The sequence below is a fragment of the Streptomyces caelestis genome, assembly GCF_001279005.1.
In the GTDB taxonomy this organism is placed as follows: domain Bacteria; phylum Actinomycetota; class Actinomycetes; order Streptomycetales; family Streptomycetaceae; genus Streptomyces; species Streptomyces heliomycini.
Genome location: NZ_LGCN01000217.1, coordinates 26,310 through 48,389, shown reverse-complemented (window position 1 = coordinate 48,389; position 22,080 = coordinate 26,310). Strand labels below are relative to the sequence as shown.

The following is a 22,080-nucleotide window of genomic DNA, read 5'->3' as shown; positions in this document are numbered from 1 at the left end:
CCCACCCGGGTCCCGCCGGCCGGCGCGTGTGTGCGGAAACGCCCGGCGGCGCGGCCGGCCGGGCGCAATATCCGTCGATCGCCGCACCCCCTTCGTTGTACGGTTCTGGTGTCCCTGCCCACTACGGATGGCGGGGCCACCGATCCCGTGCCGGCGGGTGAACCGGTTGCACACATGTATGTGGGGACACTGTCCTTCGACCTCCTCCTCGGCGACGTGCACTCGCTGAAGGAGAAGCGCTCCGTCGTCCGCCCGATCGTCGCCGAGCTCCAGCGCAGGTACGCGGTGAGCGCGGCCGAGGTGGATCACATGGACCTCCATCGCAGGGCGATCGTCGGCCTGGCCATGGTGTCCGGCGACGCGGCGCACCTGACCGACGTGCTGGACCGCTGCGAGCGGCTGGTCGCCGGGCGCCCGGAGGTGGAACTGCTGTCCGTCAGGCGGCGCTTCCACGGTGAAGACGACTGACGACCACAGCCCAGAGATACGCAGACAGGAAAGAACGGGAGACGGACCAGTGGCCGACAACGCGCGGGCGAAAAGGCTGGCGGACCTCATCCGAGAGGTGGTGGCCCAGAAGCTGCAGCGCGGGATCAAGGACCCGCGGCTCGGTTCGCACGTCACCATCACGGACACCCGGGTCACGGGTGACCTCAGGGAGGCGACCGTCTTCTACACGGTGTACGGGGACGACGAGGAGCGCAAGGCCGCCGCGGCGGGCCTGGAGAGCGCCAAGGGCATCCTGCGCTCCGAGGTGGGCCGGGCGGCGGGCGTGAAGTTCACCCCGACCCTGGCCTTCGTCATGGACGCGCTCCCGGACACGGCACGCACCATCGAGGACCTCCTCGACAAGGCGCGCCAGTCCGACGCGAAGGTGCGCGAGGCGTCCGCGGGCGCCACGTACGCCGGTGACGCCGACCCGTACCGCAAGCCGGAAGACGACGAGACGGACGACACCGCCGAATGACCCAGAAGCACACCACGCCCGACGGCCTTGTCATCGTCGACAAGCCGTCGGGCTTCACTTCGCACGACGTGGTCGCCAAGATGCGCGGCATCGCGCGCACCCGGCGCGTCGGCCACGCCGGCACCCTCGACCCGATGGCGACGGGCGTCCTCGTCCTCGGCGTCGAGAGGGCGACCAAGCTCCTCGGCCACCTCGCGCTGACCGAGAAGGAGTACCTGGGCACCATCCGGCTCGGGCAGAACACGCTCACCGACGACGCCGAGGGGGAGATCACCTCCTCCACCGACGCCTCCGCGGTCACCCGCGAGGCCGTCGACGCCGGTGTCGCCGCGCTGAGCGGCGACATCATGCAGGTGCCGTCCAAGGTCAGCGCCATCAAGATCAACGGGGTGCGCTCCTACAAGCGGGCCCGGGAGGGCGAGGAGTTCGACATCCCCGCCCGGCCGGTCACCGTCTCCTCGTTCTCCGTGTACGACGTCCGGGAGGCGGTCGCCGAGGACGGCACCCCGGTGCTGGACCTGGTGGTGTCGGTGGTCTGCTCCTCCGGCACCTACATCCGGGCCCTCGCCCGCGACCTGGGCGCCGGCCTGGGCGTCGGTGGGCACCTCACCGCGCTGCGCCGGACCCGTGTCGGCCCGTACAAGCTGGACTCCGCGAAGACGCTGGACCAGCTCCAGCAGGAGCTGACGGTGATGCCGATCGCCGAGGCCGCCACGGCCGCGTTCCCGCGCTGGGACGTCGACGGCCGGCGGGCCAGGCTGCTCACCAACGGGGTACGCCTTGAGATGCCCGAGGAGTACGCCGGCTCCGGAGCCGTGGCCGTGTTCGGTCCCGAGAGCCGGTTCCTGGCGCTCGTCGAGGAGCAGCGGGGCAAGGCCAAGAGCCTGGCCGTCTTCGGCTGACCGCCGCCGCGGGGCCGCCCGTGGAGCGGCGTCACGGTGATGGACGTGACGCCGCTCCACGGCCCCCCGGTTCCCCCACCCCCAGGGTTGTCCATCCACCCCCGCCTGTTCACCCGTACGTGCGGGCGCTCGGAGTGAACCGGGGGAGCGGAAGGGGGCGCGTTCACCGGACGGTCCGTCCCGCTGATCATTCCGGCCCTACTGTCGCAGCCGAGGGCACGGATGCGCGACGGGAGGCTTCGACGATGCCGTCCCCCTACGAACCCCGTCACGAACGGGACACGCCGGACGGGACTCCGGGCCCGTACGACGTCCTGGTCCGTCTGCACGACCTCGCCGGCCGGCCGCGCGGAACCGGCTTCGTGGCCGACCACCACGGCACGGTGCTCACCAGCCACGAGGCGGTCGACGGTCTGCCCCGGCTCGTGCTGCACGCGGCGGCCGGCCGCCAGTGCGTGGTGACCGCGGACGCGGTGACCCCGCTGCCCGCGCTCGGCCTGGCCCTGGTCCGCAGTCAGGGGCTCGGCGTCGCACCGCTGCCGGTCACCGCGCGGCGCGCCGTCCGGCCCGGCGCCTACGTGCGGATCGCCGCCGGAGGCTGGCGCGAGGCGCGCGTGCTGGGCACGCGCCCCGTGACCTACACCGCCACCGACCGCACGTACCCCCTCGGCGGCGCCCTGGAGCTGGCGGTCGGCACCGCGGGCCGGGACGCGCTGCGGCTCGGCGGCGGAGCCGCCGGCGGCCCGGTGCTCGACGCCACCACCAACGCCGTGCTCGGCGTCCTCGGCACCGCGCTCCGCTCGGACGACCGCGACGAGGGCTTCGCCGTACCGCTGCCGCCCGCGGCCCGTACCGAGGGCCCGCTCGCCGAGCTGCTCGCCGAGAACGCGGCGACGGTCCCGGCCCACGGAGCCGATCTCAACCTCGCCGGGGTGGTGCGGCTCACGGCCGTCCCGGTCGGACGGGACGGGCCGACCGGTGCCGTGGAACCCGTCGACCGGCCCGCCGTGCTCGCGGAGTTCGCCGCGTTCGAGCGGGGCGGGGCCGCCGTGCTGGGCCTGGTCGGACCGCCCGGCAGCGGCCGTACGACGCAACTCGAGGCGCTCGCCGCCCGCCGGCACCGCGCGGCCCGGCCCACGCTCCGGCTGCGCGGCGCCGATGTGAGGGAGGGCGACGGCTCGGTCGCCGACGCCGCCCGCCGGGCACTGGACCGGGCCGCCGTTCTCGTCGCCGCCTCCCGCGCCCCGTTCCCGGCCGGCCCGGACGCCCTCGGCGACGTGAGTCCGGAGCACCTGGCCGGACTCGCCCGCACTGCCGGCCACCCCCTGCTGCTCCTCCTCGACGGCCCCGAGGAGGCGGCGCTCTCCCACCAGGCCGGGTGGACCGCCGGGACCGTGCGGTGGCTGCGGGCGACGGGCGCCCGGCTGGTGGTGGCGTGCCGGGCGGAGCACTGGGAGGAGGCGGGATTCCCGGAAGAGCTGCTGCACGCCGGCGCGCCCCGCCCCGACGGGCTCCCCGCCTGTGTGGCGCTCGGCGACCTCACCGCCGAGGAGGCCCGCGAGGCGCGCGCCCGCCACGGCATCCCCGAGGGCGCGGTCGCCGACGCCGACGCCCGCCACCCCCTGACCCTGCGGATGCTCGCGGACGTCCGGGCCGCCCTCGCCGACACCGCCCCCGACACCCCCGTCGACCGCGACGACGTCTTCTCGGCCCACCTGGACCTGATGTGCCTGCGGATCGCCGTCCGCCTCGCCGACGGGAACGGGATCCGCGGCACCGCCGTACGCCGGCTCGCCGCGAAGGTCGCCGGACAGGTGCACGAGGCCGCCCGGCGCAGCCTCGGCACGGGCGAGCTGGACCGGGGGGCGTTCGAGGCGGCGTTCCCCCGGGGAACCGCCCCCGACCGGCTCGGCGGCGGCACCGGCTGGGCCGCGGCCGTGCTCGCCGAGGGGCTCCTCGTCCCGGCCGGGACGAGCGGCTACCGGTTCGCGGACGAGGAGCTGGCCGACTGGCTCCACGGCGCCCACCTCGACGTGGACGGCGCCCTGCGCGCCCTGGTCCACACCGCCCCCGCCACCCCGGGCGCCCACGGCGGCCGCGCTCCGTGGCCCGCCGCCGAGCCGGGCGGGAGCGGGTCCCCGCTGTCCGGCGGCCGGGCCCGGCCCGTCGCTCCCGACGGCGGGGGCGCGGTGGAGGGCCTTCTCCGGGTGCCCGGTCGCGGGACCGGCGGGCCGCGCGCCGTGCGGGCTGCTTCCGGCGACCGGGACGCCGCCCAGGGCCCCCTCCCGCCGTCCGGCGGCCGGGCCGGTCCGGCGGCCGGACGGCGTGCTCTGCCCGCTGTCGCCTTCGACCCCTGGACCGTCGCCGGCCCCGACCCCTGGGCCGTCGCCGACACCGACTACCGGCCCGCCGACGACGGCCTCCTCCCGACGGGCCCCGCCGGCCTCGACGGCGCGGCGGCCGGCGCCCACCCGGGCCCCGCCGCCGGGGGCGGTGGGGCCGACGCGGCCGTCGGACGTCCGGCGCCGCCCGCCGCCGGTCCCGACACACGGGCGCGGTCCACGGCCGGCCTCCGTCTCCCACCGGCCGGCCGCCGGACCGCCCCCGACGCCGAAGCCGCCCCTCCGGCCGTCACCCCCGTCCCGCACCACCGCCTCGGCGTCGTCGTCGAGGCCCTGCTCTTCCTCGCGCGGCGGCACGGAAACCGAGGGCTCTCCTCACGGCTCACGGATCTGGTGCACGCCCTCGACGCCGGCCCGGGTTCCTGGTGGGCCGCCCGCCTGCTCGGCGAAACCCTCGCGCGCGTGGCCGACGCGACGCCGTACACGGACGTGCTGCGGCTGCTGGCCGACCGTCTCGTGGCCTGGCGGGAGCAGCGGCGGGACGTGCCGACCGAGCTGGGGCCCGCCTTCTGGACCGCTCTCCGGCTGCCGCTGGAGACGCGCTGCGCGCTGCTGCGCCGGCTCGTCCACGCCGACGGCCCCCCGTGCGAGAACGGGCCCCGCTTCCTCGACGCCGCCGCCCGGCTGCTCGCCGCCGACCCCGTCGCCGTACCGCCGTACCTCGTCCGCTGGTTCGAGGACGAACGGACGCTGTCCGCCACCCCGCACGCCACCGTGGCGACCGCCGCGCAGGCGCTGCTGTACACCCACCGGCACGCGGCCCCGGACGCGCTGACGGAGGCGCTCGCCGACAGCGGGCACCGGCGGGCCGACCAACTGCTCACGGTGCTGACGGAGGAGGAGCCCGCCGCGATGTGCAGGGCCGTCGACCGGTGGGCGAAGGACGAACGGCCCGCCCGCCGGGCCACGGCCGTCGCCCACGGACTGCGGGTCGCGCCGTACGCACGCGACGACACCGACCGCACCCTGCTGCGGTACGCGGCGCTCGCCGTCCTCGTCCGCACCGACGACCGCGATCTGCACGGCGGCGCCCTCGCCCTCCTGGTCCGCGACCCGAACAGCAGGGACCGCCACCTCCCGCGGGCCCTGGAGCGCTTCGGGGCCGGCGACCCCCGCCTCCCGCCGAGCGCGCTCACCCCCGCCCTCGACACCCACCCGGAGCCCGTCCTCGACGCCTTCCGGACCAGGCTCGGCGGAGCCGACGCGGGCGAGACGTTCCGCGCCCTCGCCGACGCCGCCCCGCCCGCCCTGGCCCGCCCGGTCGCCGCACTCGTGCGGGAGACGGTGGCGCGGCGACCGGAGCTCACGGGACACGTGGCCGCGTACGCCGAGGGGCGGCTGGAGCGGGGCCCGGCCGCCCGTGCCGTACTGAGGACCCTGCTCACCGGCCTGCTCGACGGCGGCCCGCAGCCGCTCCGGGTGTCCCTCGCCGGTGTCCTGGCCGGCCCCGGGACACCGGACTCCCGCCCGCTGCGCCGCGAACTGCTGGACACCCTGCTCGCCCGCGAGTCCGACGCCGCCGTCCTGGAGGCGGTGCTGCGCGCCGCGGCCCGGAACACCGGCCCCGAGCCGCGCGTCCTCGTCCACCGCACCGGGCTGCTCCTCGTCCGCACCCCGGAGGGCGCCACCCGCTTCGACCGCTGCCTGGCCGACCTGGCCCGTCAGGTGCCGGGCTTCGCCGCCGCCCTGGCCGGCTGGCTGACGGACGCCCCGCGCGAGTGGGCCGCGCTGGTCGGGCCCGCCACCCGTCGGGCGATCGAGGACCCGGCCGGGGCGGGCGCCCCCGCCTGACCCCGGCCGGCACGTGCGCCCCGTCACACAGGTCCCATGCCGATGCGGGTCCCCGCCATACGGCATGGCACCCTTAGAGCTGCGCGGAGAAGTCCGTGGACGCGGGTTCGTTCGACGAGGTTTCGACAAGGAGCAGGCACAGTGCAGCGCTGGCGTGGCTTGGAGGACATCCCCCAGGACTGGGGGCGCAGCGTCGTCACCATCGGCTCCTACGACGGTGTCCACCGCGGACACCAGCTGATCATCCGGCATGCCGTGGACCGGGCCCGGGACCTCGGCGTCCCCGCCGTCGTCGTCACCTTCGACCCGCACCCCAGCGAGGTCGTCCGCCCCGGCAGCCACCCCCCGCTGCTCGCCCCGCACCACCGGCGCGCCGAGCTCATGGCCGACCTCGGCGTCGACGCGGTCCTCGTCCTGCCCTTCACCACCGAGTTCTCGAAGCTGTCCGCCGCCGAATTCGTCGTCAAGGTCCTGGTCGACAAGCTGCACGCCAAGGCGGTCGTCGAGGGCCCCAACTTCCGCTTCGGCCACAAGGCCGCGGGCACCGTGGAGTTCCTCGTCGAGCAGGGCGGGGTCTACGACTTCGACGTCGAGGTCGTCGACCTGTACGTGACCGGTGAGGCGGGCGGCGGCGAGCCGTTCTCCTCCACGCTCACCCGCCGCCTGATCGCCGGGGGCGAGGTCGAGGGCGCCGCCGAGATCCTGGGCCGCCCGCACCGGGTGGAGGGCGTCGTCGTCCGGGGCGCCCAGCGCGGCCGTGACCTGGGCTTCCCCACGGCCAACGTCGAGACCCTCCCGCACACCGCGATCCCCGCCGACGGCGTCTACGCCGGCTGGCTGCACGCCCGGGGCGAGGCCATGCCGGCCGCGATCTCCGTCGGCACCAACCCCCAGTTCGACGGCACCGAGCGCACGGTCGAGGCGTACGCCATCGACCGCGTCGGCCTCGACCTGTACGGGCTCCACGTCGCCGTCGACTTCCTGTCCTTCGTGCGCGGGCAGGCGAAGTTCGACACGCTGGAGGAGCTGCTGGAGCAGATGGCCGAGGACGTCGAGCGCTGCAGGGACCTCGTGGCCGCGGCCGAGAAGCCGTAGTCCGTCAGCCCTTCCCGGCGTGCGCCCAGTGGCACGCCACCTGGGTCGCGCCGCCCCCGTCGAGGATCTCCGGGTCCCGGCCCCGGCACGCCTCCGCCACCCCCGCCCGGTCCGCCCCGCCGCCCGCCAGGACCTGGCAGCGGGCGTGGAACCGGCACCCGGAGGGGACGCGGGACGGGTCCGGGGGCTCGCCCGTGAGGACCACCGGCTCGCCCGGCGCCTCGGGGAGGACCGACAGCAGGGCCCGGGTGTACGGGTGCCGGGGCGCCGTCAGGACCTGCTCCACCGGCCCGGTCTCCACGATCCGGCCCAGGTACATCACCGCGACCCGGTCGGCGATGTTCCAGGCCAGCCCCAGATCATGCGTGACCACCAGCGCGGACAGGCCCAGCTCGGCGCGCAGCCGCAGCAGCAGGGCGAGGATCTCCCCGCGTACCGACGCGTCGAGGGAGGCCACCGGCTCGTCGGCGACGAGGAGTTCGGGCTCCAGCACCAGCGCGCCCGCGATCACCACGCGCTGCCGCTGACCGCCGGACAGCTCGTGCGGACGGCGCAGGAAGAAGCGTTCCGGCGGGCGCAGCCCGGCCCGCGACAGGGCGTCGGCGACCACGGCCCGCTCGTCACCGCCGTGACCGTGGATGCGCAGTCCTTCGGCCACCGCGTCGTAGACCGTGTGCCGCGGGTTGAGCGAGCCGCTGGGGTCCTGCAGCACCAGCTGCACGCGTTTGCGGTACGCCTTCAGGGAGCGGCCGGAGTACTCCAGCGGCCGCCCGTCGAAGGTGATCCGGCCCGCGGTCGGCTCGACCAGACCCAGCAGGGCGCGGGCCAGCGTCGTCTTGCCGCAGCCCGACTCGCCGACCAGGGCGACGATCTCACCGGGACGGATGTCCAGGTGGACACCGTCCACGGCCCGGGCGTCCGGGGCGCCGTGCCGCCCCGGGAAGACGATGCGCACGCCCCGGGCGCTGAGGAGGGGGGAGGTGGAGGTGGTCATGGGGTGCTGGGCCTCGTTTCCTCCGGCGCTCCCGGACCACCGGCCGCCGTACCGCGCCGGGGAGCCGTTCCGCCGGCCGCCGTACCGTGCCGGGGGCTCGGTTCGTCGGTCGTTGGGGTCCGGTGGGGGTTCGGTTCGCCGGCTGTCGTACTGCGTCGGGGGTCCGGGGCGGCAGTCGCCGCGCCGTGCCGGGGGTCCGAGTCGTCGGTCGTTGTGGCCTGGTGGGGGTTCGGTTCCTCGGTTGCGGTGTTCGGCGGGGGGTCCGTTCCGCCGGCCGCGGTACCGTGCCGGGGGTCCGCGCCGCCGGCCGCCGTGTCCGGCCGGGGAGCCGGTCCGCCGGCCGTCGGGTTCTCCGCGGTGACCCGTACGCACGCCACCCGCCGGTCCGCCCCCGCGTCTCCCAGGAGCGGCTCCTCCTCGGCGCAGGAGTCCAGCGCCACCGGGCACCGCGGACGGAACGTGCAGCCCGACGGCAGCGCCGCCGGATCCGGCGGGTCGCCCGGCAGACCGCGCGGCGCGAAGCGCGACGCCGGGTCGCCGATGCGCGGGAGCGCGGCCGACAGCGCCCGGGCGTAGGGGTGGCGGGCGGCCTCGTACACGTCTCCCGCCGGGCCCTCCTCGACCACCCGGCCCGCGTACATCACCGCGAGCCGGTCACAGGTGCCGGCGAGCACCGCGAGGTCATGGCTGATCATGATCAGCCCCACGTCCTGGTCCGCGACCAGCCGCTCGATCAGCCGCAGGATCTGCGCCTGGACCATCACATCCAGCGCGGTCGTCGGCTCGTCGGCGATGATCAGCCGCGGATCGCAGGCCAGCGCCATGGCGATCATGACGCGCTGCCGCTGACCGCCGGACAACTCGTGCGGGTAGGCCGCCGCACGGGCGGCCGGAAGACCGACCTGCTCCAGCAGCTCCCCGGTCCTCTTCCGCGCCCCGGCCGGGGTCGCCCTCCGGTGCAGCAGGACCGGCTCGGCGATCTGGTCGCCGACGCGCCGCACGGGGTTGAGGGAGTGCATCGCCCCCTGGAACACGATGGACGCCCCGGCCCACCGGACCGCCCGGAGCCGGCCCCACTTCATGGCCAGTACGTCCTCGCCGTCCAGCAGGACCTCGCCGCCCACCCGGGTCCCCGCGGGCAGCAGCCGCAGCAGTGCCAGCGCCAGGGTGGACTTGCCGCAGCCCGACTCCCCGGCGATCCCCAGCTTGCGGCCCGCCTCCAGCCGTAGGTCCACCCCGCGCACGGCGGCCGTCCCGCCCGCGTACGTGACCGTCAATCCCCTGACGTCGAGCAGACTCAACGGGACACCCCCAGCCTGGGGTTGAGGACGGACTCCACGGCCCGTCCGCACAGTGTGAACGCCAGTGCCACCAGGGCGATGGCGATGCCCGGCGGCACCAGGTACCACCAGTGCCCGGCGCTGACCGCGCCCGCCTCCCGGGCGTCCTGGAGCAGCCCGCCCCACGACACCACCGTCGGATCACCGAGCCCCAGGAAGGCCAGCGTCGCCTCCGCCAGGATCGCCGAGGAGATGATCAGCGTCGTCTGCGCCAGCACCAGCGGCATCACATGGGGCAGCACGTGCCGGGACATGATGTGCCAGTGCCCGCCGCCCAGTGCCCGCGCCCGCTCGATGTACGGCCGGGACTCCACCGCCAGCGTCTGCGCCCGCACCAGCCGGGCCGTCGTCGGCCACGTCGTCACCCCGATCGCCACGACGACGGTCAGCAGCGAGCGGGACATCACCGTGGCCAGCGCGATCGCCAGCACCAGCGTCGGCATCACCAGGAACCAGTCGGTGATCCGCATCACCACCGTCGCGTACCAGCCCCGGAAGTGCCCCGCCGTCACCCCGATCACCGTGCCGATCGCCACCGACAGCACGGCCGCGAACAGCCCCACCAGCAGTGACACCCGTGCGCCCCAGATCACCAGGCCGAGCAGGTTCCGCCCGAACCGGTCCGCGCCGAAGGGCAGTTCACCGCTCGGTCGCTCCAGCGGGCTGCCCGGCGCGTCGGTCACGTCGGCCACGCCGGATCCGACGAGCAGCGGAGCGGCCAGGGCGAGCAGCACGAACAGCGCGAGCGTGGCCAGGCCGAGGACACCGGCCCGGTGCGTGCGGTACCGCCGCCAGAAACGCGCGGCCGAGGCCCGGCGTCGCTGCCACGCCATGGCGCGAGGACGTGCGGCCGGCCACTTCCCGGTCGTCATCGGCCCACCCGGGGGTCGAACAGCGGATAGATCAGGTCGGCGAGCGTGTTCATCACGATCACCGCGGCGGCGAACACGAAGAACAGCCCCTGCACCAACGGCAGATCGGGCACGCTCAGCGCCTGGTAGAACAGCCCGCCGAGGCCAGGCCAGGAGAAGACCGTCTCCACCAGGATCACACCGGCCACCGTCCGTCCGAGGTTGATGAAGATCAGCGTCACGGTCGGCAGCAGTGCGTTGGGCACCGCGTGCCGACGCCGTACGAGGTCGTCGCGCAGTCCTTTGGCCCGCGCGGTGGTCAGATAGTCGCCGCCCATCTCGTCCAGCAGCGCCGACCGGGTCACCAGCAGGGTCTGCCCGTACTCCACGGCCACCAGCGTCACCACCGGCAGCACGAGATGGTGCGCCACGTCGACGACGTAGGCGAAGCCCTCCTCGCCACCCGACTCCATGCCGCCGGTCGGGAACAGCCCGGGCAGCGGGCCGATCCCCACGGACAGCGTGACGATCAGCAGCAGTCCCAGCCAGAACGACGGCAGGGAGTAGAGGACCAGCGCCAGCCCCGTGTGGAACCGGTCCCCGAGGCGCCCGTGCCGCCACGCCGACCGGGTGCCGAGGGCGATGCCGAGCGCCGTGTACAGCACGAAGGCGGTACCGGTGAGCAGCAGCGTGTTCGGCAACGCCTCCGTGATCTTGTCGACCACGGGCGCGTTGAACTGGTAAGACGTCCCCAGATCACCGGTGAGCGCCTTGCCGCAGTAGTCGGCGAACTGCTGCCACAACGGCAGGTCCAGCCCGAACTGCTCCCGGTAGGCAGCCAGTTGCTCGGCCGACACCTGCCGGCCGCCGGTCATGAACTTCACCGGGTCGCCGGGGATCAGCCGGAACAGGAAGAAGCTGGTGACGAGGACGGCGAGGAGGGACACGGCCGCGCCGGCCACCCTGCCCGCCACGTACCGGGGATAGGCGGTGGTGACACGGCCGCCGGTCGCCGACGGTCCGTCCTTCGGCGGACCGTCGGTGGCGCCCGTGCCCCCGCCGACGGATGCGGATGTCGCGTCGGAGGTCATGGGTGTCCGCTCGCCGTCTACTCGCGGTCCTCGGCCGTGGCCCGTCGCCGCACCGCCGCGAACGCCCCCAGCCCCACGAGGACGACGACACCCGCGACGATCCCGACGACCACGCCCGTCGACGACGAACCGCCGCCCGCGTCACCGGAGTCCGCGGGCACCGCCGACCACCAGCTCCAGTAGCCGTCCTGGCCGTAGATGTTGCCCGCCTTCGCCGGCATGGTGGTGATCGACTCGATCTGGTCCGTGCGGTACGCCTCGACCGCGTTCGGATACGCCATGACGTTCATGTAGCCGAGGTCGTACAGCCGCGACTCCATCTGCTTGACGATGTCCGCCCGTTCGCCGGCGTCGTACTCGGCGAGCTGCCGGGCGTACAGCGTGTCGTACGTCCTGTCGCAGATGAAGTTGTCGGTCGCGCCGGTCTCCTCCGGGGTCGCCGGGAGCGCCCCACAGGTGTGGATGGACAGCACGAAATCGGGGTCCGGGTTGACCGACCAGCCGTCGAAGGCGAGGTCGTACTCCCCGGCGAGCCAGGGATCGGTCACGTTGTCCAGGCAGGTGAGCGTGGTCTTGATGCCGAGGTCGCCCCACCACTCCTCGAGGTACTGGCCGACCGCCTTGTCGTTGGGGTCGGTGGCGTGGCACAGCACCCGGTAGTCGAGCGGCACGCCGTCCTCGCCGACCCGCTTGCCGTCGGCGTTCTTCCGGTACCCGGCCTCGTCGAGCAGCCGGGCCGCCTCCGCCGGGTCGTACGCCAGCTCCTGGCCGGCCGACGGCTCCCAGAAGTACTGCGGGAAACGCGGCGGGATGTAGCCGGCGCCCTCCACGGCGTGCCCCTGGAACACCTTGTCGATGATGGTCTTCCGGTCCACCGCCATGAACAGCGCGTTGCGCACCCGCCGGTCGAGCAGCGAGGGGTGACCGTCGCCCATCTTCTCGCCGTTCTTCGCCCTGGCGCCCGGGTTGGTGGCCAGCGCGTAGAAGCGGCGCCCCGGGGCGTCGTTGACGCGGATGTTCTTCTCGCCCTGCAGCGAGTCCGCCTGGGCGGGTGTCAGGGACGGCGACCCGGCGACGAACGACACCTCGCCCTTGCGCAGCGCCGACACCGCGGCGTCCTGGTCCTTGTAGTAGCGGAAGACCAGCTCGTCGAACCGGGGCGCCCCGCGCCAGAAGTCCTTGTTGGCCTTCAGCCGCACATGGCTGTCCGCCTTGTAGTCGGTCAGGACGAACGGTCCGTTGCCGACGACGGGGAAGTCCTTGTCGTTGTTGAACTCGGAGTAGTCGTCGACCTTCTCCCACACGTGCTCGGGCACGATCGGCACGTCCAGCGCGGTCATCGTGGCCTGCGGCTTCTTCAGCTCGATGACCAGCTTGGTGGGGCTCGGCGCGGTGACCTTCTCGAAGTTGGCGACATAGCTGCCGTTCGCGGTGGCGGCGCCCGGGTCGGACATCATCGTGTTGAACGTCCAGGCCGCGTCCTCGGCGGTGGCCCGCTCGCCGTCCGACCACGTCGAGTCCGAGCGGATGGTGTACGTCCAGGTCAGCTTGTCCGGCGACGACTCCCACGCGGTGGCCAGGCCGGGGACGACGTGGTTGTCCTCGGGGTCGTAGTTCGTCAGGTACTCGTAGGTGAGCCGGTGGATGCTCGTGCTGAGCAGCCGTACCGCCAGGAACGGGCTGAGCGAGTCGACGCTCTGCGCCACCGCGACGGTCAGCACCTTGCCGCCGTCGTCGGCCGCCCGGGCCTGCCGCGGCGCCGGGTCGAGCGGGGTGGCGAGCCCGGCGCCGAGGACGAGAGCGGCGGCGCCGGCCGCCAGGACGAGCCGGGCGCGGCCCGGGGTGCGGTGGTGACCGCCGTACTGATCGTTCGTTTCCATGGTCGCTGACCTCGCGTCATCGCTCGCACGGGAAGGACGGGTTGATCAGGTGGGTGATGAGTGTGTCTATCAGCGACCACTGCGGGCGTCAACGGCGCGAACACCCCATGTGGCCTGCGAAAACGATGAGTTGACGCGCACGGTGCGCTCATTGGTCGAGACCGGTGACGCGCTGCTGGCCAGGGCCTGACGGCGGATTCCGGCCCCGCACGCGAAAGCGGCCCCTCGGAAGGGGCCGCTCGGCTGCGGTGCTTACTGCCGGCCGGGGTGAGGGGGGTAGGGATGGCCCGGGGCCTGCGGGTACGGGTGGCCGGGCTGGGCCGGGGGCTGCCCGGGCTGCGGCTGCTGGGGGTACGGGCCCGGCTGGCCCGGGACGGCCTGACCCGGGACGGGCCGGCCGGGGAAGGGGTGACCCGGGACGGGCCGGCCCGGCAGCGGCGGGGCGGCGACCGGCGGCGGGTTGCCGTCGGAGGTCCACAGACCGTGCGACTGCTGATGCCGCACGAAGTCCTCGGCGACCAACGCCGCGAGGTTGAAGTACGCCTCCCGCACCTTCGGCCGCATCATGTCGAGGTCGACCTCCGCACCGGCGGCCAGGTGCTCGTCGAACGGTACGACGATCACGCCCCGGCACCGGGTCTGGAAGTGCGCCACGATGTCGTCGACCTTGATCATCTTGCCGGTCTCGCGCACCCCGGAGATCACGGTGAGGGACCGCGAGACGAGGTCCGCGTACCCGTGCGCGGACAGCCAGTCCAGCGTCGTGCTGGCGCTGCTCGCACCGTCCACGGACGGTGTGGAGATGATGATCAACTGGTCGGCGAGGTCCAGCACACCGCGCATGGCGCTGTAGAGCAGACCCGTACCGGAGTCGGTCAGGATGACCGGGTACTGCCTGCCGAGCACGTCGATCGCGCGCCGGTAGTCCTCGTCGTTGAACGTCGTGGACACGGCCGGGTCGACGTCGTTGGCGATGATCTCCAGACCGGACGGCGCCTGAGAGGTGAACCGCCGGATGTCCATGTACGAGTTGAGGTACGGGATCGCCTGGACGAGGTCGCGGATGGTGGCCCCGGTCTCACGCCGCACACGGCGGCCGAGCGTACCGGCGTCCGGGTTGGCGTCGATCGCGAGGATCTTGTCCTGCCGCTCGGTGGCGAGGGTGGCCCCGAGGGCGGTGGTCGTGGTCGTCTTGCCGACGCCGCCCTTGAGGCTGATGACGGCGATGCGGTAGCAGGACAGCACCGGCGTACGGATCAGCTCCAGCTTCCGCTGCCGCTCGGCCTCCTCCTTCTTCCCGCCCAGCTTGAAGCGCGAACCGCCGGCCGCGGGACGGCTGCTCTTCGCCTTCTGCTTCCTGCTGTTGAGCAGCCGGTCCGAGGACAGCTCCACGGCAGCGGTGTAACCGAGGGGCGCCGCACCGGGGTTGGTCGGCTGCCGCTGGTCGTGCCGGACGGGCTGCGGCCAGGCGGCCCCGGTCCGCGGATCCACGGGCTGCTGCGGAGGCACACCGGGCTGCTGTGCCTGCGGAGGCACACCGGGCGGCTGCGGCTGCTGAGGGAAGCCGTAACCGGCCTGCGGGCCGGGCACGGGCGGGGTACCGGGCTGGGGGGCCGACGTCGGGGCGGTGCCCGGCTGGGGGAAGCCGTAGCCGGCCTGCGGGCCGGGCGCGGGGGCGGCCTCGGCCTGCGGGTTCGCTGTACCGGGGGCACCGGCGGGCGGGAAGCCGTAACCGGCCGGCTGGGCCGGGGGAGCCGGGGCGGCCCCCGGCTGCGGGAAGCCGTAGCCCGCGGGGGCGTGGGGCGCCGGCGCGGGCGGGGGCCCGGGGTGCTGTGCGGGGGGCTGCGGGAAACCGTGACCGGCCTGCGGGTCCGCCGCGCCGGGGGGACCGGCGGGCTGGGCCGGGGGAGTCGGGGCGGTGCCCGGCTGGGGGAAGCCGTAACCGGGCTGCGGGGCGGTCGACGGGTTCCAGGCGGCGGGCGCGGGCTGCGGCGCCTGGGGCTGGAACGGCGGCTGCTGGGCAGGGACGGCCGGCCGGTCGGGCGCCTGCGGCGGCTGCGCGGGCCACTGGCCGGCCGGTGCCGGGGCGGCGGGGTACGCCGGCGGCACCGGGGGAGTCCAGGCGGGCGGTGCGGCGGGTGCGGCCGGGACGGCATCCTGAGGCGTGTCGTCCGCGGGAGCCGCGTCGGCCGGCACCGCGTCGGCCACCGGCCCGGTGTCCTCGGACCCGGACTCCGGCTCCGCCGGCGCGGCGTCGTCCCCCACGCCGCTCACCGGGGACCCGGCCTCCCCGGTGGCCACGTCATCGGTCGTGATGTCCTCGGGGCCGGAGACCGCGCCGGCTCCGGGCCCGCCGGCCGTACCGGAAGCTTCCTCGGAGCCGTCGGCGTCCGACGGGCCGTCGGAGGTCTCCGCGGCGCTCTCAGCGGCGTCGTCGGTCCCGCCCTCACCGGCGGACGGCTCCCACCGCACCTCGGCCTCGGACTCGGCCGCGGCCTCCGCCTCCGAGTCCGCCTCAGCCTCGCGCTCCGCGATCTCCCGCTTCAGCGCGGCGGCGGAGAAGCGGATCGTCGCACCGCTCTCCAGATCACCGTTGTCGGGCCGGGGGCCTCCGGCCGGGCCGTCCGGCACGGACGGAGGGGAAGCCGCCCCCGCCTCCCCGGGCTCCTTCTCCGCTTCCGGCCGCTGCGGCTCGAACCCGCTCCCCGCCGGAAGCCTCGGCACGGCCACCGGCTCCCCGGACGGCGGCGCGGGCGGCGTGAACGGGGCGCCCGGTGCGGACACGGGCGCGGGCGGAGGGAAGGGCGCCCCTGACGCGGGCGCCTGCGGCGGCGGAACGGGCCCGCCGGGGGAAGGAGCCGAAGCAGGGGAGGAAAGCGGGGAACCGGAGGACGACGAGGCGGACGACGCCCCCGGATCCGAACTCCCCGAAGCGTTCTGCGTGTACCAGGCCGGCGGCGCGTAGTCGATGGTGAACTCGCCCGTCGTCTCGATGGCGGACTCGGCGTCGGGCTGGTCATCGCCGGGTGTCGCCCAGCCCCCGCGCGTACCGTCCCGATCGCTGCTCACAGTTCCTCCTGGTGTGGTCGAGCACCCTCGTGCCGTGCTGGGGCGACCCTTTCTCGTCGTCCGACGTGTCCGAAAAGGAAACGAAGTCGTCCGAACCGGCCCTCCCGATAGGACGCCGATGCCCGGTCCCCGGGTTCTGGCGTCGCGCCGGGTACCAGCCTAATCACCAGTGGCCCCGGCCCGTCAGCCCCGCCCGCCCCGCAGCACCTGCGGTACGCGCCGCGCGCCGTCGTTCACCGGCCGGCAAACACCCGCGGAAGCGTCAAACCGCCCATGACGCCCGAAGAGTCGTGAGCCGACCGGTCAGTCCATGCGACGCGGCGTTCCCACCAGGCCGATCTCGGCATCCGTCGGCTGCGTCATCACGTACTGCCGGTCCCGCTCCGTACACCACAAGGTGACACCGTCGGCGAGCGTGGGAAGCCCCTCGTACTCGGCCCGGGGCAATCCCGTCACCCGCCCGATCTCCACCGCCTCATCGGGCGAGACGCGCTGCACACCCACCAGGCGCGCCTGACGCGCCAGTCTCGGCGCGACCGGACTCAGATAGGGCAGGAGCGTGAGAACGGACTGCCAGGGCGCCGAGGTCACCCGCCCGCGCGGCGGTCGCATGCCGCAGTCCCGGATCACCAGGACGGGACCCGTCGCCGAGGCGCCGAGCGGCGGTACCCGGCCCACCTCGTGCACGGTCATCCCGGACTGGCCGCCGCCGACCGCCCGCACGACCTGCGCCCAGTGCCCGGGCCGACCGGTCTCCACCGCGACCCGCGCCCCCGTCGCCGCCGCGCGCAGCGCCAGCACCTGCGTCGTCCACAGACCGCCGATGAGCAGGATGTCGAACGGCGTCGGGCGGTTCACCCCGAGAACGGCGGGCTGTCCCTCGGCGTTCACCCCCACCACGACTCCGTCGTCGCCTATGGGCAGGGCCAGCATGTTGGCCTCGGCCAAGGTCAGGGTGTGCCGTGGATGCCGGGGTCCCAGCAACCCGAACCCGGTGCGCAGACGGTCCCGCAGACCGGTGGGCGGCTGTGTCCCGGCGGCCGGATCGGCCGGTGCGGACGTCGACATGACCATCAGCGGGCACCTCCGAGCGGCAGAGTGGCGAGCACACCGGGCAGTTGCTCCCGGTCCAGACGTACGATCCCGGTGCGCGCCTGACGTGCGGCGTGCTCCAGTGCGCGGCGGGCGGCGGCCAGCTCGGTGCTGCTGCGGCCGGTGACCCGCACATGTCCGGTGACCGCCACGTCCCGCTGTCCGCTGCGGGCCAGGGTCAGGCTGAACGTCGTCGCCAACGCGGGAACCGCCGTCAACTCGGCGACGAGCTGGGGCAGACCGCCGCCGGCGCCGCCGAGCGCGGGCCAGCGGCGGACCCAGTACGTGGTGTGCCTGCGGTTGTCGCAGCGCCAGCTGCGGCTGGACTCCTCGGTCCGCCGCCGGGACGCGTCGCCCTGTCCGGCCTGGGCGGTCACCATGGGGTTGGCGCACGCCGACGTGCTGATGGCGGCCGTCAGTTCCTCCTCAGTCAGCAGACTCACCCGGAAACCGGCGCCCGTCAGCCGGCTGGACAGGTGCTCCGCCGACCGCACCAGGCACTTCTGCGCCCCGAGGAGCCCGCCGCCACGCGCGGCCACCGCGTCGGGACAGAGCTCGTGGTCGAGTTTCAGCGCGATCCACATGATGCGGACCGCCGGCGAGTCGGTTCCGGTCTGCAACTGCTGGTAGTTCGTCACCACAACCGACTGCTGGGGCAGATGGGGCGCGGGCGCGGGCTGCGTGTGCAGCACGATCTGCGCCGACTCGAGACGGATGCCGTCCACGTCGAGCGCGTCCCGGACCAGAGCCAGCGGAAGCGGCCTGCGACCGCGCTCGGCACGCAGGGCGCCGGCGTCGGCCTCCACCTGGAGGACGGCGCTGAGGAAGCTCCCGTCGCCCACCATGCCCACCGGCCGCCGGTCACGGTCGTCGCCGTGGCCGTAGGTGTGCGTCCGCAGGTTCGGCTCGCACTCCACCGCGGGCGCCAGACCGGGGTCGACGTCCGGCGGCACCGGCTCCTTCCCCGCCCTCCGGAGGCGGGCCCGCAGAGCCAGCCGGCTGCCCAGCCACTCCGGCAGGGAGTGCCCCCGACGCCGTACGACCGCGAACACGCAGAGGAAGAAGGCGACGACGGCGCCCGGCACCAGGACGAAAGGACCGATGAGCCAACCGCACACCACCAGGGCGGCCGCCAACTCCAGCAGCACCAGCCGCTGGACCAGGAAGGACCCACCGCGTCCCGAACGCGTCCGCAGACGGGGCGCGACGGTCCTCGACGTCGTCGATTGCGATCGCGACCGGGTCCCTGGCGCGGAAGCCATCACTGAAAAACCCCCGAACTCTCCCTAAAACACTGCCCGCAGGAAACCGGCAGGGCCTCAGCACCCTACCCGTGCCGCACACCCGAACGCGCAGCAGGCATAGTAGGGGCCGGGACCGACAGCCGGGGTCCAAGAGGCAGCCGGGGGTGTGGGGACGGAGGTTCAGTGGCCATCCACTGAACATCCACCGGTCCTCCACTTCCTCGTACGGGGAGAGAACGAAAGCAGATGGCATCACGGCGCGACGAACTGAACGCCTACACCTTCGCGAAGCGCCGCACGCTCGCGTCCTTCCTGCGACCCTCCCCCTCGGGTTCGGAAGAAGACGCCCCCAAGCCGCTCAGAGCAGTCGTACCGGGCGTCATCGTCGCCGTGGTCGTCCTCGCCGTCTTCGGCGCGATCGGCCTGTTCAGCCCGACGGCCCCGAAGGGGTGGGACGAACCCGGGGCGCACGTGATCGTGGCCAGCGACTCCACCACGCGATACGTCGTGCTCAAGACGGACGGGAAGGAACAACTGCACCCCGTCCTCAACATGGCGTCCGCCAAACTCCTCCTGGACCCCGGCAAGGACAGCGTCATCACCGTCAAGGAGAAGATCCTCGACAGCGGCGAACCACCGCACGGCGCCACGATCGGCATCCCCTACGCGCCCGACCGGCTCCCTTCGCCCGAGGAGGCCGAGGCAGCCAAGCGCTGGGCGGTCTGCGAGCGGCCCGGCGCCGGCGGCCGCGCCATCCAGAAGGCGGCGTTCGTCCTCGCGGAGAAGGAGTGGTCCAGGACCGAGGGCTCCGGCAAGCTCACCCGGGGCGAGCTGATGTACGTCGTCGGCCCGGACGGCACCTCCCCGTACGTGGTCGACTCCCGCGGCTACGCCTATCCGCTGGCGGACCCGGCCGACAAGGAACTCCTCAAGGCCCTCGACACCCAGGGGCGCGCCCCGCAGCGCGTCTCCCAGGAGTGGCTGGACACCCTCCACCAGGGCGACCCGATCTCCATCCCGGAGATCGAGGGCACCCCGGGTGCGGAAGCGGGAGCCGCCGAGGCCCTCCGCCAGTACGACAAGGTCGGCATGGTCATCAAGGCGTACGACGGCCGGCGCATGCAGTACTACGTCGTCCTGACCGGCGAGGTGGCACGCATCTCCGAGTTCACCGCCACCCTGCTGCTCAACAGCGGCGACCTGGTCGGTGTCGGGCAGGCGGGCGAGGCACAGCAGGTCAGCCCCGGCGCGGTCGTCGACAGCACGGAGTTCGAGGGACAGCGGAACTGGCCCTCGTACCGGCCGGAGACGGTCAACGACGGCGCCACCGCGACGTCCGGCGCCAACACCGTCTGCAGCGTCCTGCGCTCGGTGGACGCCAAGAACGGCAGGACGACCCTGTCCACCTGGGTGGGCACCGACTTCCCGGAACAGTTGCCCGCCGGCTCGTCCAGCGCCTACGTCACCCCGGGCTCCGGCCAGCTCTACCGTCAGTTCCAGGGCACGGAGACCGACGCCGGCGGCGTCTTCCTGGTCACCGACACGGGGCTGCGCTACGCCCTGCAGTCCAACAGCGACAGCGCCACGGACGACGAGGGGATCGGAACCTCCGACGAGCAGCGCGAGCAGGGGCTCAACGAAGCCAGGATCGCCCAGACCCGCCTCGGCTACGAGAAGGTGGCCCCCTCTCCCGTCCCGGCACAGTGGTCGACGTTCCTGCCCACCGGCCCGCGCCTGTCGGAATCTGCGGCACGACAGCCGCAGGGTTCCTAACCGCCACGGCCCGTCAGGAAGCGACCAGTCATGCCGACGAACCTCCGCACCGGGTGCGACGCCACCGAACGGACCGACGACGTACGTGCGGTCCGGCGCCCTCGTGCACTGCCGCGCACGACGGTGACCGTGCTCGCCGCGACCCTCCTCGCGGGGACCGTCCTCGTGTTCCCGGCGGCCCCCGCGGCACGGGCGGACGACACCGGACGGTGCACGTTCCCGTCCAAGAAGTACGAAGGCCGGCCGTGGGCGCTGCAACGCGTCAACCTCGACGCGCTGTGGGCGCAGTCGAAGGGCAAGGGCGTCCGGGTCGCGGTGATCGACACGGGCGTCGACGTGAAGAACCCCCAGCTCTCCGACGCCGTCGACGCCTCGAAGGGCAGGAACTTCCTGCCGTCGAAGAACGCCGAGGGCGAGAAGATCGAGCGCGGCAACGCGCAGGGCACCACCGACACCGTCGGCCACGGCACCCGGGTGGCCGGCATCATCGCGGCCCGCCCCGCCGAAGGCACCGGCTTCGTCGGTCTGGCCCCCGAGGCCACGATCATCCCGATCAAGCAGAACGACGCGGAGGGCAACGGCACCGCCAAGACCCTCGCGGACTCGATCCGCCACGCCGTCCAGGCGGGCGCCGACGTCATCAACATCTCCCAGGACACGGCCAACGCCGTCGAGCCCGACCCGAGCCTGAAGGCGGCGGTCGACCATGCCCTGGGCCGCCAGGTCGTGGTGGTGGCCTCCGCCGGCAACGACGGCCTCGGCGGCAACGTCAAGGTCACCTACCCGGCCTCCTACGAGGGCGTCCTGGCCGTGGCGTCCTCCGACCGCAACAACGAACGCGCCCCCTTCTCCCAGTCGGGAGAGTTCGTGGGCGTCGCGGCCCCCGGCGTGGACATGATCTCCACCGTCCCCGGCAACGGCCACTGCTCGGACAACGGCACCAGCTTCTCGGCCCCGTACGTGGCCGGGGTCGCGGCACTGCTGAAGGCCAAGTTCCCGAAGTGGACCGCCCGCCAGATCGTCGCCCAGATCGAGCAGACCGCGGAACGCTCGATCCCCGGCCACGACCGCCTGGTCGGCTGGGGCGTGATCGACCCCGTCAAGGCCCTCACGGACGTCGATCCGGCCCGCCCCGTGGAATCCCCCCGGGCCGAGGAAGGGGAGATCCACGCGAAGGCGCCCGCCGTGGCCCCCCTGCACCTCGGCGAGACGGCCGAGGAACGCAACACCCGCCTGGGGACCTACGTGGTGGTCGGCGGCCTGGTCCTGGCGGCGGGCCTGGCCGGCACGGCGGTCGCGGTGAGGGACGCACGACGCAGACACGGAGCCCAGGGAGGGCACGCATGACACCACTGGAAAAACTGTCGGTATTCTGCTTGGTCCTGGCAGCCGTACTGCTCGCGATGGCCTGCGTCAAGGCCGACCGCGTACGGGCCTGGCGCGAGTCCTTCAACCCCTCGGCCCCCGAGGTCCCCGACTCGGCCTTCGTCGTCGCGCGCCTGACGCTGGTCACGATGGCCGTGCTCATGATCGTCGTGGGCGTCCGCGGCCTGTCCACCGGGGGCGGCGCGTAGGTGGAGCGACGACGA

15 protein-coding genes and 1 pseudogene are annotated in these 22,080 nt (G+C 74.0%); 8 read left to right on the top strand and 8 right to left on the bottom strand.

Features of this window, described 5'->3' with window-relative positions; all coding sequences use genetic code 11:
* The first annotated feature begins 174 nt into the window (after positions 1–174).
* From ADK41_RS26185 to ADK41_RS26165, 5 genes are all read left to right on the top strand, one after another.
* Positions 175–468 carry a DUF503 domain-containing protein gene (locus tag ADK41_RS26185; RefSeq protein ID WP_030834508.1) on the top strand — a complete coding sequence of 98 codons (294 nt, stop codon included), beginning with the start codon at positions 175–177 and terminating at the stop codon, positions 466–468.
* 49 nt (positions 469–517) lie between these two features.
* Positions 518–967, top strand: a complete 450-nt coding sequence (gene rbfA / locus ADK41_RS26180) for a 30S ribosome-binding factor RbfA (protein WP_030834510.1) — start codon at positions 518–520, stop codon at positions 965–967.
* Complete coding sequence (gene truB / locus ADK41_RS26175; RefSeq protein ID WP_030834512.1) at positions 964–1,869, top strand: tRNA pseudouridine(55) synthase TruB; 906 nt, start codon at positions 964–966, stop codon at positions 1,867–1,869. The genes rbfA and truB overlap by 4 nt, the downstream gene beginning before the upstream one ends.
* Positions 1,870–2,114: 245 nt before the next feature.
* Positions 2,115–6,062: a trypsin-like peptidase domain-containing protein gene (locus ADK41_RS43460; protein WP_063756615.1), complete on the top strand. Its 3,948-nt coding sequence runs from the start codon at positions 2,115–2,117 to the stop codon at positions 6,060–6,062.
* 141 nt (positions 6,063–6,203) lie between these two features.
* Positions 6,204–7,157, top strand: a complete 954-nt coding sequence (locus ADK41_RS26165; protein ID WP_030834514.1) for a bifunctional riboflavin kinase/FAD synthetase — start codon at positions 6,204–6,206, stop codon at positions 7,155–7,157.
* A 4-nt stretch (positions 7,158–7,161) separates the two neighbouring features.
* Here the strand turns inward: ADK41_RS26165 and ADK41_RS26160 are convergent, their stop codons facing one another.
* From ADK41_RS26160 to eccE, 8 genes and pseudogenes are all read right to left on the bottom strand, one after another.
* The gene (locus ADK41_RS26160) at positions 7,162–8,151 is read right to left on the bottom strand and encodes an ABC transporter ATP-binding protein (RefSeq protein ID WP_030834516.1); all 990 of its coding nucleotides are present in this window, start codon (positions 8,149–8,151) and stop codon (positions 7,162–7,164) included.
* A gap of 314 nt (positions 8,152–8,465) precedes the next feature.
* Positions 8,466–9,452: pseudogene (locus tag ADK41_RS26155) on the bottom strand (ABC transporter ATP-binding protein); the annotation flags it as partial.
* Complete coding sequence (locus ADK41_RS26150) at positions 9,449–10,363, bottom strand: ABC transporter permease (RefSeq protein ID WP_030834518.1); 915 nt, start codon at positions 10,361–10,363, stop codon at positions 9,449–9,451. The gene ADK41_RS26150 and the pseudogene ADK41_RS26155, both read right to left, overlap by 4 nt.
* Positions 10,360–11,433 (bottom strand): ABC transporter permease, encoded by a 1,074-nt coding sequence (locus ADK41_RS26145; protein WP_030834519.1) that lies wholly within the window; start codon positions 11,431–11,433, stop codon positions 10,360–10,362. Before ADK41_RS26145 ends, ADK41_RS26150 begins: the two co-directional genes overlap by 4 nt.
* 17 nt (positions 11,434–11,450) lie before the next feature.
* Positions 11,451–13,313, bottom strand: coding sequence for an ABC transporter substrate-binding protein (locus tag ADK41_RS26140; protein WP_030834520.1), 1,863 nt, complete (start codon positions 13,311–13,313; stop codon positions 11,451–11,453).
* Between the two features lie 252 nt (positions 13,314–13,565).
* The gene (locus ADK41_RS26135) at positions 13,566–16,382 is read right to left on the bottom strand and encodes an SCO5717 family growth-regulating ATPase (RefSeq protein ID WP_078662152.1); all 2,817 of its coding nucleotides are present in this window, start codon (positions 16,380–16,382) and stop codon (positions 13,566–13,568) included.
* A gap of 303 nt (positions 16,383–16,685) precedes the next feature.
* Positions 16,686–17,450 carry a hypothetical protein gene (locus ADK41_RS26125; RefSeq protein WP_030834524.1) on the bottom strand — a complete coding sequence of 255 codons (765 nt, stop codon included), beginning with the start codon at positions 17,448–17,450 and terminating at the stop codon, positions 16,686–16,688.
* 5 nt (positions 17,451–17,455) lie between these two features.
* Entirely contained in the window at positions 17,456–18,736 is a 1,281-nt protein-coding gene (gene eccE, locus ADK41_RS26120) for a type VII secretion protein EccE (protein ID WP_078662153.1), read from the bottom strand.
* Between the two features lie 228 nt (positions 18,737–18,964).
* On the opposite strand from eccE, the gene eccB reads away from it, so the two are divergent.
* Genes eccB through ADK41_RS39775 form a run of 3 tightly spaced genes read left to right on the top strand, consistent with a single transcriptional unit; the run spans position 18,965 to position 22,065 of the window.
* On the top strand, positions 18,965–20,491 hold the full coding sequence (gene eccB, locus ADK41_RS26115; RefSeq protein ID WP_030834527.1) for a type VII secretion protein EccB: 1,527 nt from the start codon (positions 18,965–18,967) through the stop codon (positions 20,489–20,491).
* 30 nt (positions 20,492–20,521) lie between these two features.
* On the top strand, positions 20,522–21,838 hold the full coding sequence (gene mycP, locus ADK41_RS26110) for a type VII secretion-associated serine protease mycosin (protein ID WP_078662154.1): 1,317 nt from the start codon (positions 20,522–20,524) through the stop codon (positions 21,836–21,838).
* Positions 21,835–22,065 (top strand): hypothetical protein, encoded by a 231-nt coding sequence (locus tag ADK41_RS39775; protein ID WP_107088030.1) that lies wholly within the window; start codon positions 21,835–21,837, stop codon positions 22,063–22,065. The genes mycP and ADK41_RS39775 overlap by 4 nt, the downstream gene beginning before the upstream one ends.
* The last annotated feature ends 15 nt before the right edge of the window (positions 22,066–22,080 follow it).